The organism is Streptosporangium sp. NPDC049078 (assembly GCF_040648855.1).
Classification (GTDB): Bacteria; Actinomycetota; Actinomycetes; order Streptosporangiales; family Streptosporangiaceae; genus Streptosporangium.
The window spans coordinates 63,312-76,944 of sequence record NZ_JBEZEL010000029.1 but is presented as its reverse complement, the minus strand read 5'-3'; the positions used below and the strand labels follow the sequence as shown (position 1 = coordinate 76,944).

The window sequence follows — 13,633 nt, the reverse complement described above, 5'->3', positions numbered from 1 at the left end:
TCGTGACGACGTTTCGGATCAGCGAGGCCGCCGCGCTGCTGGGAGTGAGCCCCGACACCGTCCGCCGGTGGGTGGACGCCGGACGGCTCGTGGCCCGGCGGGACGAGCACGGCCACCGGATGGTGGAGGGGGTCGATCTGGCGGCGTTCGCACGTGCCCGGATCGAGTCCGAGGAGGGCACGGGGCACTCCTCGGCCAGAAACCGCTTTCGCGGGATCGTGACCGAAGTGATCAGGGACGCGGTGATGGCCCAGGTGGAGATCGCCGCGGGACCGTACCGGGTGGTGTCGTTGATGAGCCGCCAGGCCGCCGACGAGCTGGGCCTGGCGGTGGGCGTGACGGCCGTCGCCGTGATCAAGTCCACCAACGTGGTCGTGGAGATCGCCGACCACGCCCGTACGACGGGTTGACGGCGCCGTGAGTGGTCCGTCCGACGGCGTAACGGGTGGCCCGGCCGACGGGGTAGCGGGTGGCCCCGACGCCGTTCCAAACGGTCCGTCCGGCGGCGTGCCGGGAGACCTTCCCGGCGGGGTACGCGGCGGTCCGGCCAACGGTGGTGCGGGCGGTGCGTCCGGTGGGGTGCGCGACGGCGGGGTGGCGGGCCGTCTGCCCTGGGTGCTGGTGCTGCCGGCCGTGGCGGGCATGGTCTTCCTGACGCTGCCGCTGGTCGGGCTGCTGACGCGCGCCCCCTGGTCCACCCTGCTGGAGAGGCTGGGCGAGCCGCGGGTGCTGGAGGCACTGCGCCTGTCGCTGGTGAGCGCGACCGTGGCCACGCTGGTGTGCCTGCTGCTCGGCGTGCCGCTGGCGTGGCTGCTGGCCCGGGTCGACTTCCCCGGCCGTCGTCTGGTACGGGCGCTGGTCACCGTCCCCCTCGTGCTGCCCCCGGTGGTCGGCGGGGTCGCCCTGCTGCTCGTCCTGGGACGGCGCGGCCTGGTCGGTCAGTGGCTGGACTCCACCTTCGGCATCACCCTGCCGTTCACCACGGCCGGGGTCGTCGTCGCCGAGACGTTCGTCGCCATGCCGTTCCTGGTCATCAGCGTCGAGGGTGCGCTGCGCGCCGCCGACCTGCGGTTCGAGGAGGCCGCCGCGACGCTGGGCGCCTCCCGCTGGGTGATCTTCCGCCGTGTCACCCTGCCCCTGATCGTCCCGGGCATCGTCGCGGGAGCCGTGCTGTGCTGGGCCCGCGCGCTGGGCGAGTTCGGGGCCACCATCACCTTCGCCGGCAACTTCCCCGGCCGGACCCAGACCATGCCGCTGGCCGTGTACCTCGCCCTGGAGACCGAACCCGAGGCCGCGATCGTGCTCAGCCTCGTCCTGCTCGCCGTCTCGGTGATCATCCTGGCCGGCCTGCGCGACCGGTGGGTGAGCGGCCCGTGACCCTCGACGCCCATCTCGTCGTCACCCGCCCCCGCTTCCGCCTGGACATCGAACTGGAGGTCGCGGCCGGTCAGGTCGTCGCACTGCTCGGTCCCAACGGCGCGGGCAAGACCACCGCGCTGCGCGCGCTGGCCGGGCTCACCGCCCTGTCCGGCGGGCGGATCCTCCTGGACGGCGAGGCGCTGCATCCCCTGGCGTCCGAACGTCGCCCGATCGGCATGGTCTTCCAGGACTACCTGCTCTTCCCACACCTGTCCGTCCTGGACAACGTCGCCTTCGGACCTCGTTGCCGCGGCGCCTCCAGAGCGGAGGCGCGGCGCGGTGCCGCCGCCTGGCTGGAACGCGTCGGCCTGGCCGGGTACGCCGCGGCGAAACCCCGGCAGCTGTCGGGCGGTCAGGCCCAGCGCGTCGCACTGGCCCGTGCCCTCGCCGTCGGCCCCCGCCTGCTGCTGCTGGACGAACCACTGGCCGCCCTCGACGCCCACACCCGCCTGGAGATCCGCTCCCGGCTCCGCCGCCACCTGGCCGACTTCGAGGGCGCGACCGTCCTGGTCACCCACGATCCGCTGGACGCCATGGTGCTCGCCGACCAGCTGGTCGTCATCGAGAACGGCGCCGTCGTGCAGCGCGGCGCCCCCGCCGAGGTCGCCCGCCGCCCGCGCACCGACTACGTCGCCCGTCTGGTCGGCCTCAACCTCTACCGGGGACTCGCCGCCGAACGGCAGGTCACCGTCGGTGAGGTGCGTTTCAGCGTCGCCGAGAACCTGGAGGGCCCCGCGTTCGTCGCCTTCCGGCCCGGCGCGGTCGCGCTCTACCGGACCCGTCCCGACGGCACCCCGCGCAATCTCTGGGAGGCCACGATCGAGGGTATCGAACGGCACGGCTCATGCGTCCGCATCCACCTGGAGGGACCCATCACCGCCTCCGCGGACGTCACCCCCGCCGCCGTCGCGGATCTCGACCTCACTCCCGGGCAGCGGATCTGGGCGTCGGTCAAGGCCACCGAGACCCACGCCTACCCATCGTGATCGGCAGCCGTGCGGCCCGAGAGCCGGGTGGGTAGCCGAGAGCCGGGCGGCCGGGCGGGCGTGGGGCCGCGGCGAGCGAAGGCGAGAGAGAACCGGCCCGTGCTCGCCGCACACGCCCCTGTCCGCCGGCGCGAATCCCCGCCCCCTTGACGGGACTCGCCCCGGCGGACGCTTGGACCGGCGGGCGGCGGACGCCTAGACCGGCGGGCAGTTCCGCGGGCCGCCCGTGGCCAGGTCGGCGAGCGAGCAGACCGAGACCTTCGGGTGGTACGGGCCCATCACGGCGGCGGCGGAGGCCGGGTCACCGTCCTCGGGGACGTTCTGGACGGCCTCGGCGAAGTTCTCGTCCACCACCATGTTGCGGAGCAGGACGGTGTGCGCGGCCCTCGGCTGCGTCGTGGAGAACGGCAGGAAGGTCACCCCCGGAATCCTCTCGATCGCCGCGCGCTGCGACTCCCTGCCGATCACGTACGTGTAGTGGCCGGTGGAGTCCAGCGCGGTCTCGTCGTCGCTGCGGCACCCGTAGCTGACCGTCCCGTTCGGCAGGTTGTTCACCACCACGGGGAGCAGCGGGAAGGTGAGGTTCGTGCACATGGACCAGTAGCGCACGTCCTTGTCCGTCCCCGGCCACGGCGAGGGGTGGGAACCGGCGGAGGCGCGCGGCGCCTTGCCCCGGACGACGACGACCTCGCGGTCGGCCGGTGGGGGGACGGTCGCGCTGAGGTAGGCGGCGTCCGCGTTCGGGAAGCCGCCGACGCGCCGCGTGTCGAGTTTCACGCGGGCGAACCTCATCGGCTCCGGCTCGGCGAGCGGCGGGTCCATGCGGAGTCCTTCGAGCGCCTCCATCTGCGCCTGCGTGGGTGTGTCGGTGCTCTCACACCGGGGTACCGGCGTGGAGACGCCGTCGCGTTCGAAGGTGACCGACGGCAGCGGCACCCGCGAGAAGTCGCCGTCGGCCGGCAGGTAGGCCCTCAGCAGAACGTAGCCGTCCGCGCCCTCCGCGGTGCCCTCGGGAGCGAGGGGAAGCGTGTTGACCTGGCCGGGAGCCGCGTCGGAGCTCACGGTCACCGTGTAACGCCCGCCTGGCTCCGCCTGCTGCTGCCACGGGTTGACACTGCCCGGGTCCGGGTCGATGAGGTGGTCGGGCAGCGACGAGCCGACACCGTTGAACGTGAACGACCCTCCGCCGTCCTTGTACACGTTGAACGAGGTGTACCGGCTGTCCGCGTACTCACCCGAGAGCTTGATCCGCAGACGGTCCTGAACCGTGAACGGCAGCACCCAGTACGACGCCGCGGTGTCGGGGAAGAAGACGTTGACGGTGTCCGCGCTCACCCGGAGTTTCCAGGAGCAGTCCGGTGTCACCGGCGGTGCGGCGGTCGCGGCGGCGGCCTGTGGGAGCGGAGAGGCGATGAGCGCGCCGACTCCCAACGCTGCGAGCAGCCCTCGAAGGCGAAGAGAGCGCCGAGGACCGGATTTCGTGCTGGTCATGTGAGATGTCCCCCTGTTTGCGATAGGTGTTTTCGATGGCACGGGAAAGCCGGAGCCTGATGCCTGAGCTCCGATGTCGGAGGCCCGGTTCCGGAACCTTGATGCCGGACCTTTGGTCCGGAACTCCGATGCCGATGCCTCCGGCGGAAGGCAGGAAGGACGCGCCGTCCCCCGGCCTGTCCTCGCGGTCGGCCCCCGGCCGATCCGGCTTCCGCCCCCCCGTGCGGGTGGGTCGTCGTCAGCGGCTCTTCGCCACCTCGGCGGCCACGGCGCGGAACGCGACCAGCGCCTCGCGCTGGTCGTGGGCCGAGGTGGAGACGGTCGACTTGACGACGACCACGCCGTGCTTGGGCGAGACGTAGACGTACTGCCCGCCGAACCCGGCGGCCATGAAGTCGCCCTCGCCGCCGTCACCGAGCCACCAGTGCAGCCCGTAGCCGGCGTTGAAGGAGGCGGAGGGCGTGGTCGACTTCTTCACCCAGGCGCTCGGCACGACCTGGCGCCCCGCCGCCTTGCCGTCACGCAGGTAGAGCAGGCCGAACCGGGCGAAGTCGCGGTCGGTGGCGTGGTAGCAGCAGTAGCCGAGGCTGTCGCCGGTGGCGTCCTTCTCGATACGCGCCGTGGACTCCATGCCGGCGGGCTGCCAGATCTTCTTCTCCACGTACCGGTGGTACGGCGTGCCCGTGGCGCGGCTGACGATGTCGGCGAGCACGAAGGAGTTCATGCTGGTGTACTCGAACCTGCTGCCGGGCTTCCAGCCGCGCACCTGCCGCGCCGCCAGCTTCTCGACCGACCGGCCCCGCTTCACGGCCATCTGCACCTTGGGGATGTCGGAGCGCTCGTCCCAGGCGATCCCCGACGACATGCGCAGCAGGTTGCGGATGGACACCCCGTCGTAGCCGGAGCCGCGCAGTTCGGGAAGGTAGCGGGTGACCTGGTCGTCGATCGAGCGGATGTGGCCCTCCTGCAGGGCGATGCCGATCGCGGCCGACGTGAAGGACTTCGCCATCGACCAGGACTGGAACCGGGTGTTGCGGTCGGCCTCGACGTAGCGCTCGTCCACGATCTTCTGGCCGTCCAGGACGACGAAGCCGTTGGTCTTCGTGCGCGCGAGGAAGTCGTCGAGGGTGCGCTCGTCACCCTCGTAGGTGTAGGTCACCGAGAGCTTTCTCGGGTCGCTCCGCAGTCTGACCGGATTCGCCGATGGTCGTACGAGGTCGAAGGCACCGGCCTCGGCGACGACCGGCGCGGACGGTGACGAGGCCGGTGCGAGGGAGGCCGACGTCATGGCCAGGGCTCCGGCCGGAGCCGCCGAGCCGATCAGCGTGAGTGCGGCGACCGTCGCGATCGCGGGTACTCGCAGGCGATGGATGTTCATGTTCCCCCCGTGGGTTCGGTGGCGGGGTGAGCCGCTCGCGTACGGCGGGGATCATGACGCACTTTCTTGGCAGATTTCTGGCACGGCCCACTGCGGGACTTCGGCACGGCCCACTGCGGGTCTCCGGCACGGACTACGCGGAGATCCCAAATCTCCCGCACGGTCCACGGCGGAGATTCAGCGGGTCTACGGCGGGGACCGGCGCGGCTCGGTGAGCCAGGAGCCGACCTCGGGAGGACGCTCGTCGGGTCGCGTCGGGGAGCGGGGGGAGAGGGGAGACGAGGCGGGCAGCCGCACCTCGACGCGCGTTCCGCGGCCCTGTTCAGGGTCGGTCACCGTGACCGTGCCGCCGTGCAGAGCCACCTGCTGGCGGATGAGGGTGAGACCGAGGCCCGAACCCGGGCTGCCGGGTCGGCGGTGGAACCTGGTGAAGACGGAGTCGCGTTCGGCGAGCGGTATCCCCGGTCCCGCGTCCTGAACGGCGAGTACGGCGACCGTACCGTCGGCGGACAGCGTCACCGTGATCGTGGCACGCTCGGTGTCCTCGGTGTCCTCGGTGTCCTCGGTGCCGTCCTTGGCACTCGTGCCGCCCATGCCGCTGTCCGTGCGGTCTGTGCCGTCCCTGGCACTCGCACTGCCCATGCCGCTGTCCGTGCGGTCTGTGCTGTCTGTGTTGTTCGCTCTGTCCAGGCCGCTCACGGCGTCCGCGCTGTCCGCGCCATCAGGACGGACCACCCTGTCCTTACCGTCAGGGTGGTCCGGGGCATCCGTGCCGTGGATCGCGGCGTTGTCGAGGAGGTTGTCCACGATCATCCGGAGTCCTTCGGCCCATCCCCGTACCGGCAGGTCGGCCGTGGGGGAGAAGGCGATCGCGGCCCTCGGGTGGCGGCGCCGCGCCTCCTCGACGGCGACGGCGGTGATCTCCGCCAGATCGGTCTCGGCGAAGGCCGCGGGCTCGACCAGCTCGCCGCGCGCCAGTCGGCGCAGCATCGTGATCAGCCGCTGTGTCCGGCCGTGTTCCGCACTCAGATCGGCGACGATCTCGGCGCGCTCCACCGGATCCAGTCCGGGGTGGCCGAGCAACTCCAGGTTGGTGCCCATGCTGGTCAGCGGCGTCCGCAGCTCGTGCGCCACGGTGGCGGCGAAGGCGCGGGCGGTCTCCAACGCCTCGCCGGTGCGCGTCACCGCCGCGTCACGCCGGTCCAGCAGATCGTTGAGCACGCCGGCCAGTTCGTCGATCTCGGTGACCCCGGAGGCGGTCTCCAGCCGTGTCTCCCCCACGGGGGACGCGCCGATTCCCCGCGCCTGGCCGCGAAGTACCGCCAGGGGACGCACCGCGAACCTGCCGAGAGCGAGACCGGCGACGACGCCCACCCCCGCCGAGATCAGGGTGACCAGCGCCAACCGGCTGCGGAGCACTCCGAGCCGCCGGTCGAGGTGCTCCTCGGACTCGAACACCCACAGGCGGCCCGCGCCCCCTCGCGGACCCAGGTCGGACACCACGAACCGCCATTCCCGCGCGCCTTCGCCGAAGGTGGCCGGCCCCTCACCGGCCACGGCGGGTGTCGTGGCCGGTACCTCTCCCATGTCGAACGACGTGCTCCCCGGTATCTCGACGCGTATCCCGCCGGGGCTGCCGGCCCCCATGGCGGCGGCCCCGGCGAGTCGTTGCGCGATGAGGTCCGGCGGTAGGCGGGGGGTCATGCGGACGCGCCAGGAGTACGAGGTGGCGAGCGGCGCCAGCGCGTGCGCCCGCGTCGCCATCTGCTCGTCCCGCTCGGCGCGCAGGTCGCGGGAGACCAGGTTCAGTACGAGCAGGCCGCCCAGCAGCACCAGCAGCGGGACGAGCGTGGCCAGGCAGGCCGCGAACCGGGTGGAGAGCCTCACCGGTGCCCGTCCCGCACCACGAACCCGACCCCGCGCACCGTGTGCACCACGCGCGGCTCACCCCCGGCCTCCAGCTTGCGCCGCAGGTAGCTCACGAAGGTGTCCACGGCGTTGCCGGTCACCTCGAAGTCGTACCCCCAGACCCGTTCCAGCAGCACCGACCTGGACAGTACGACCCCCGCGTTGTACGCGAGCACCTCCAGCAGGTCGAACTCCCGGCGGGTCAGCTCGACCTCCCTGCCGCTCACGGTGACCCGGCGGGCGGTCGGGTCGACCGTGAGCGGGCCCACCCTGACCGTCTCGCCGGCCGCCCGCCCGGCCCTGCGCAGCAGGGCACGCAGCCGTAGGACCAGTTCACCGAGGTCGAAAGGCTTGACGACGTAGTCGTCGGCTCCCGCGGCCAACCCCGCCACCCGGTCGGCGACCTCGTCCATCGCCGACAGCATCAGTACCGGAACCTCCGTTCCGCGCGCCCGCAGGCGGGCGCACACCTCGATGCCCGACAGTCCGGGCATCGAGACGTCGAGGACGATCGCGTCGGGCGCTGTGCCTTCGGCCAGTTCCAGGGCCCGCTCGCCGGAGTCCGCGGTCTCCACGCCGAAGCCCTCCAGGCGCAGGCCGCGCCGTAACGAGCGCAGGATCGCGGGGTCGTCGTCGACGGCGAGGATCCGGTACCCGGTCATCGAAGGGCTCCCGTGCGTGTCAGTGGTCAGGATGCGGGGGGCGGAACCGGCCTCCCCGGGGGTGCCGATCCGCTGGGTGTGCCGATCCACTCCGGGGCGGGAGGCGGCGACAGACGGCATCCTGGCAGAAGTCCACACGGACCGGGCAGCCCCACCAGGTCCCGGTCACAATCCGGGGCACCACCGCCCGGTCGTGCCCCCGGGCCGTCGTCCACCCGGCCACACCTTCCTCCGACCGACCCGCCCGGTCATCTCCGGGCCGCCATCCGCCCGGTCGTGCCCCCGAGCCGTCGTCTGCTCGGCCGCACATCCCTCCGACCGACCCGCCCGGTCACGATCCGTTCGGCAGCCCGGTGCGCCCGTACACGACAAGAGCCCAGGTGAGGCAGCCGAAGGCGGCCACGCACGCCAGCGTGCGGACGAGGTTCCAGCGCACCCAGGCCGCCTCGAACCTCGTCCGCACCGCCGCGAGGTCGGTGACGCGGTCGGGGTCCCCGGCCGCGTCGAGGGCGTTGTTCAGCGGCACGTTGATCCCCATCGTGACGGCGAGCGTCACCACGTAGAGGACGAGCGCGGCCACGATCCAGGGCAGCACGGGCCGCGCGTCCTGGGAGAGGTGCAGCGCCGCGGCGAGGACGGTCAGTACCAGCGCGCCGCCGAAGCAGGCGGCGAACCAGCCGTTGAGGATCGCCACGTTGATCCGCTGCATCGCGCTCACGAAGGTCCGGTCGTCCGTCCGGGCCAGGCCGGGCATGACGGAGCAGGTGTAGGCGTAGAAGAGACCCGCCATGAGTCCCATGGTGATGGCCGCCGCGACCAGCGCGGGGCCTCGGAAGAGCGACATCGCAGTCATGGGACCAGTGAACCGGCGTGGATTGAGACGGTCCATGGTCGAGAAGCGCGTTTCCATGTTTCAGCGTCTACGGTGAAGGTGTGGACGCACTCACCGACTTTCTGGACGGTCCGAGGGCCAGGGGAGCGTTCCTGCTCCGTTCGATCCTGAGCCCGCCCTGGTCCCTGCGCGTCCAGGACCGGGCACCGCTCGCCCTGACGGCGGTGGTCCGGGGTGAGGCGTGGGTGGTCCCCGACGACGGCGACCCGGTGCGTCTGGGGCCGGGGGACGTCGCGATCGTCCTCGGCCCCGACCCCTACACGGTCGCCTGCGATCCGGCCACACCGCCCGACGTGGTGATCCATCCGGGCCAGCACTGCACCACCGTCGACGGGCGGAGCCTGGCTCAGGAGATGGACCTGGGCATCCGCACCTGGGGCAACAGCCCCGACGGGTCAGCGGTGCTCCTCACCGGCGCCTACCAGATGCGCGGGGAGATCAGCAGCCGTCTGCTGGAGGCGCTGCCCTCGCTGCTGGTCCTTCGGGAGGACGCCTGGGACTGCCCGATCGTCCCGCTGCTCGGCGACGAGATCGTCAAGGACGATCCGGGCCAGGAGGCCGTTCTCGACCGGCTGCTCGACCTGCTGCTCATCGCCGTCCTGCGGGCCTGGTTCTCCCGCCCCGAGGCCGGGGCGCCCGCCTGGTATCGCGCCCACGGCGACCCCGTGGTGGGCAAGGCTCTCCGCATGCTGCACAACAACCCGGCCCATCCCTGGACGGTGGCCGCGCTCGCCGCCGGGGCCGGTGTCTCCCGCGCGGCCCTGGCTCGCCGCTTCACCGAGCTGGTGGGCGAGCCGCCCATGACGTTCCTCACGGGCTGGAGGCTCGCCATGGCCGCCGACCTGCTGCGCGAGACCGACGCGACCGTCGGTGCGGTGGCGACGCGGGTCGGGTACGGCAGCGCGTTCGCGCTCAGTGTCGCCTTCAAGCGCGAACGCGGCGTCAGCCCGCAGGAGCACCGGGCCGGGGTCGGGAATTCCCGGCGGACCGGCTCCGCACGTTGACCGGGGGCGCGACCCGATGACCGGCTCCCCCGGATCCGGCTCCCCCCCGGATCCGGTTTCTCCGGATCCGGTTTCTCCGGCCATGGTGGTGTGACGGCCTACCGGAACAGCCAGTCGAGCAGACCGCCGCCACCGCCACCACCGCCGCCTCCACCGCCACCCGAGTTGTCGTTCGTTCCGGTGTCCTGCGTCGGCGGTGCCGTCGTCGGCTGCCGGCTCGGTTCGGCGCTCTCGGTGGGGGCCTGGCCGGTCTGCGAGGGTGCGGGCTCCGAGGTGATCCGCGCTCGCGGGGTCGAGTTCTCCCGGGAGGCCTCCTCCTGCTCGCTCTCCTCGGCGGTCCGCGTCGGGCGGGTCTCCCTCGGCGGGGCGCTGCGGGTCGGCGACGGACGGGCGGAGGGCTCCTGGGCCCGGGGTGCCCGGGTGGGGGCGGTCGTCGGCTCCTCGGCCGTGGGCGCCTCCTCCGACGGTTCCGTCGTCTCCTCGGGCCCGGGGGCCGGTGTCTCGGAGGGCAGCTTCGGCATGTCGGCCACCGAGCACCGCGCGCCGGGTGAGCACCTGGTGTCGGGCTGCCCGTTCACGGAGGCGGAGAGCATCCAGCCGCCCGCGACTCCCGCGACCACGACGCCACCCACGACCGCGAGCAGGATCCTGCTCCTGCTCCTGCCTTTGCGGCGGCGATCCTCGTAGGGGTCGGGGTCCTCCCGCCAGCCCGATCCCAGGAAACCGCGCGTCGGCGTCTCCTCGTCCTCGTCGCGGTAGAGGGGGCCGTCGGAGGTGACGTCGGTGTCCCCTGTCTCGCGACGCTCGTCGAGATAGACCATCTCCCGGGAGCCGTCGGTCCGGATGATCTCCCGGGACCCGTCCACGTGGACGATCACCTGAGATCCGTCGCCCGGTACGGGGTCCGGAAGGTCGATCTCGTTCCATCCGTCCGACAGCACGTCGCCGGCGGGGCGTTCGGGTTCCCGCTGGGCCGGTCCGAGGGGACCGGTCTGCTCGCGAGGATCCTCTTCGTACGATCCCTGGATGTCGTCGCGCCCCACGATGACCCTCTCTGATGTGAACCTTGGTCGGGCATCTTAATAGCAGATTCGACACCAGCATGTCCGAAAAGTTCACACGCGGCTGGGAATAATGTGACTTATGAGACATCGCGGGGAATCATTGATGGACCGAGCCATCGCTTCCTGAGCGGCGGATATCCGGGTGAAAGACGTGCCTGAAAGCGACAGGCGGGGTAGGAAGGGCGCCTGACGGTCCTCTCCGTTCGAAAGCGGAGGTCTCCAGGCTCAAGGAGAACTGATGACAGGGAACTCACCCGTGCACCAGCTGCCCGGTCCCTCCCCTTTCCCGCCCATCGCCGACTACGGGTTCCTGTCCGACTGCGAGACCACCGCGCTGGTCGCCCCGAGCGGGAACATCGAGTGGCTCTGCCTGCCCCGGATGGACTCCCCCAGCGTCTTCGCCGCACTCCTCGACCGGGGCGCGGGAGGCTTCCGGCTCGGCCCCGCCGACCTGAGGGTGCCCGCCGCGCGCCGCTACCTGCCGGGCACCATGGTCCTGGAGACGAGCTGGGGCACCCCCACCGGCTGGATCATCGTGCGCGACGTGCTGCTCATGGGGCCCTGGCACCACGAGGAGGAGGAGCTCTCCCACACGCACAGGAGGGCGCCGACCGACTACGACGCCTCCCACGTGCTGCTCCGCACGGTGCGGTGCGTCAGCGGGGAGGCACAGGTCACGCTCGACTGCGAGCCGATCTTCGACTACGGGCGCAAGTCCGCCGACTGGGCGTACACCGACAGGGGCTACCAGCAGGGCGTCGCGACCGCGGAGGGGGAGAGCCTGGAGCTGCGGCTCACCACCGACATGCGGCTGGGGTTCGAGGGCGGACGCGCGATGGCGCGCACCCTGCTCAAGGAGGGCGACACGCGCTTCTGCGCGCTGTCGTGGACCATGCACGAGCCGCCGTACACCTTCGAGGACGCCTACCACCGGCTCGTGTGGACCGCCCACCACTGGCAGCACTGGCTCGCCAGAGGCGCCTTCCCCGACCACCCCTGGCGGAGATACCTGGAGCGCAGCGCCCTCACCCTCAAGGGCCTCACCTTCGCCCCCACGGGTGCCCTCATCGCGGCGGCGACGACCTCCCTGCCCGAGACCCCGCGCGGCGACCGCAACTGGGACTACCGCTACGCCTGGATCAGGGACTCGACCTTCGCCCTCTGGGGCCTGTACACGCTGGGCTTCGACTGGGAGGCCGACGACTTCTTCTGGTTCATCGCCGATGTGGCGGAACGGGACGAGGAACTCCAGGTCATGTACGGCATCGACGGCGAACGGGAGCTGGACGAGTACGTTCTCGACCATCTCTCCGGCTACGAGGGCGCCAAGCCCGTCAGGGTCGGCAACGCCGCCTACCGGCACCGTCAGAACGACGTCTGGGGCGCGGTCCTCGACTCCTTCTACATCCACACCCGGTCGCGGGACCGCCTGGACGAGCGGATCTGGCCCATCCTGAAGCGGCAGGTCGAGTCGGCCATCAGGCACTGGCGGGAGCCCGACCGCGGCATATGGGAGGTACGCGGCGAGCCACAGCACTTCACCTCCTCGAAGGTCATGTGCTGGGTGGCGACCGACAGGGGCGCGAGGCTCGCCAGGCTCAGGGAGGAGCCGGAACTCGCCGAGCGCTGGCAGGCGGTCGCCGACGAGATCCACGCCGACGTGTGCGCCCACGGCGTCAGCGAGCGCGGGGTCTTCAGGCAGCACTACGACACCGACGCCCTCGACGCGTCGCTCCTGCTCATCCCGCTGGTGCGCTTCCTGCCGCCCGACGATCCCAGGGTCCGCGCCACCGTGCTGGCCATCGCCGACGAGCTGACCGCCGAAGAGCTGGTCCTGCGCTACGAGACGAAGAGCACGGACGACGGCCTGAGCGGGGAGGAGGGCACCTTCGCGATCTGCTCGTTCTGGCTCGTCTCGGCGCTGACGGAGATCGGGGAGCTCACCCGGGCCCGCAGGCTGTGCGAGAGGGTCCTCTCCTTCGCCAGCGCACTCGGTCTCTACGCCGAGGAGATCGACCCGGTGACCGGGCGCCACCTCGGCAACTTCCCCCAGGCGTTCACCCACCTGGCGCTCATCAACGCGGTGATCCACATCATCCGCGCGGAGAGCGAGCGGACGCCCCCGACCAGCTGGCCGTCATGATCCCGTACTCGCCCCTGGTGCCCCACCCGGGCGCTGACGTGCGGGACCATCCGGATGCCTGGCTAGGCTCTCGGGTATGAACCGTCGAGTGATTGCCATAGTGGTGGTCGTCGGCCTGCTCGCGACGAGCGGTCTGTCCGTGGTGCTGGCCTGGGGGCTGAGCGGCTGAGCACCGCTTCGTCGTCGCGTACGCCTCCCGACGCCGCGACGACCCTCCCAAGGGCGCCCCTTCGAAGAAGGTGCTAGGCGCCCACCATCGAGATCTGGTTCGCGGGCTGCTGCTGAGGGTGGGCGGGCTGCCGGTGCGTGGCGGGCTGTTCCGCGGCGGGCTGAGGCTGGGACTGCTGCTGGGGAGCGGCCTGCTCGGTGGGGGCCTGCTCGGCGGGACAGGTGCAGTAGCCGTTGGCCAGGATCAGGCGTCCTCGCTGTGCGGTGTAGGTGCGGGAGTCGGTGGCGAGGAGAACGCCTGTGCATTTCTGGCAGACGACGGACTGTTGATCCATGGCCGGCTTCCTTCCTGGAGGGTAGCCGGCGAACGTCCTCGGTCCGGTCGGCTGGCTGCTCGTGCCCCGAGGGGAGGAGTTGAATCTCCCTAACGAGGTTTTCATCTTACTTCGTAGCGCGCAGTGATCTTTTGGTGACACCTGATAGCGGGTGTGAACCTTGGTGGTGCTGCTTCACAACGG

General features: G+C 71.4%; 12 protein-coding genes. 5 read left to right on the top strand and 7 right to left on the bottom strand.

Going from position 1 to position 13,633, the window contains the following annotated elements:
* Positions 1 to 2 precede the first annotated feature (2 nt).
* From AB0B90_RS36740 to AB0B90_RS36730, 3 genes are all read left to right on the top strand, one after another.
* The gene (locus AB0B90_RS36740) at positions 3 to 410 is read left to right on the top strand and encodes a helix-turn-helix transcriptional regulator (protein ID WP_350941284.1); all 408 of its coding nucleotides are present in this window, start codon (positions 3 to 5) and stop codon (positions 408 to 410) included.
* Positions 411 to 642: 232 nt separating this feature from the next.
* A complete protein-coding gene (gene modB / locus AB0B90_RS36735; RefSeq protein ID WP_350943511.1) occupies positions 643 to 1,377 on the top strand; it encodes a molybdate ABC transporter permease subunit in 735 nt (244 codons plus the stop codon).
* Positions 1,374 to 2,405, top strand: a complete 1,032-nt coding sequence (locus AB0B90_RS36730; protein ID WP_350941283.1) for an ABC transporter ATP-binding protein — start codon at positions 1,374 to 1,376, stop codon at positions 2,403 to 2,405. The genes modB and AB0B90_RS36730 overlap by 4 nt, the downstream gene beginning before the upstream one ends.
* A 195-nt stretch (positions 2,406 to 2,600) precedes the next feature.
* Here the strand turns inward: AB0B90_RS36730 and AB0B90_RS36725 are convergent, their stop codons facing one another.
* From AB0B90_RS36725 to AB0B90_RS36705, 5 genes are all read right to left on the bottom strand, one after another.
* The gene (locus AB0B90_RS36725) at positions 2,601 to 3,896 is read right to left on the bottom strand and encodes a hypothetical protein (protein WP_350941281.1); all 1,296 of its coding nucleotides are present in this window, start codon (positions 3,894 to 3,896) and stop codon (positions 2,601 to 2,603) included.
* A 238-nt stretch (positions 3,897 to 4,134) separates the two neighbouring features.
* On the bottom strand, positions 4,135 to 5,274 hold the full coding sequence (locus AB0B90_RS36720; RefSeq protein ID WP_362926548.1) for a serine hydrolase domain-containing protein: 1,140 nt from the start codon (positions 5,272 to 5,274) through the stop codon (positions 4,135 to 4,137).
* Positions 5,275 to 5,460: 186 nt separating this feature from the next.
* Positions 5,461 to 7,161, bottom strand: coding sequence for a HAMP domain-containing sensor histidine kinase (locus AB0B90_RS36715; protein WP_362926547.1), 1,701 nt, complete (start codon positions 7,159 to 7,161; stop codon positions 5,461 to 5,463).
* Complete coding sequence (locus AB0B90_RS36710) at positions 7,158 to 7,844, bottom strand: response regulator transcription factor (protein ID WP_350941276.1); 687 nt, start codon at positions 7,842 to 7,844, stop codon at positions 7,158 to 7,160. Before AB0B90_RS36710 ends, AB0B90_RS36715 begins: the two co-directional genes overlap by 4 nt.
* A 331-nt stretch (positions 7,845 to 8,175) precedes the next feature.
* A complete protein-coding gene (locus AB0B90_RS36705; protein WP_362926546.1) occupies positions 8,176 to 8,697 on the bottom strand; it encodes an anthrone oxygenase family protein in 522 nt (173 codons plus the stop codon).
* A gap of 80 nt (positions 8,698 to 8,777) precedes the next feature.
* On the opposite strand from AB0B90_RS36705, the gene AB0B90_RS36700 reads away from it, so the two are divergent.
* Positions 8,778 to 9,740, top strand: a complete 963-nt coding sequence (locus AB0B90_RS36700; protein ID WP_350941272.1) for an AraC family transcriptional regulator — start codon at positions 8,778 to 8,780, stop codon at positions 9,738 to 9,740.
* A gap of 98 nt (positions 9,741 to 9,838) precedes the next feature.
* Here the strand turns inward: AB0B90_RS36700 and AB0B90_RS36695 are convergent, their stop codons facing one another.
* The gene (locus tag AB0B90_RS36695; protein WP_362926545.1) at positions 9,839 to 10,783 is read right to left on the bottom strand and encodes a hypothetical protein; all 945 of its coding nucleotides are present in this window, start codon (positions 10,781 to 10,783) and stop codon (positions 9,839 to 9,841) included.
* Between the two features lie 259 nt (positions 10,784 to 11,042).
* Between AB0B90_RS36695 and AB0B90_RS36690 the strand changes: the two genes are divergently transcribed.
* Positions 11,043 to 12,947, top strand: a complete 1,905-nt coding sequence (locus AB0B90_RS36690; RefSeq protein WP_350941270.1) for a glycoside hydrolase family 15 protein — start codon at positions 11,043 to 11,045, stop codon at positions 12,945 to 12,947.
* Positions 12,948 to 13,189: 242 nt separating this feature from the next.
* On the opposite strand, the gene AB0B90_RS36685 is transcribed toward AB0B90_RS36690, so the two are convergent.
* Positions 13,190 to 13,450: a hypothetical protein gene (locus AB0B90_RS36685; RefSeq protein ID WP_362926544.1), complete on the bottom strand. Its 261-nt coding sequence runs from the start codon at positions 13,448 to 13,450 to the stop codon at positions 13,190 to 13,192.
* Positions 13,451 to 13,633: the final 183 nt, after the last annotated feature.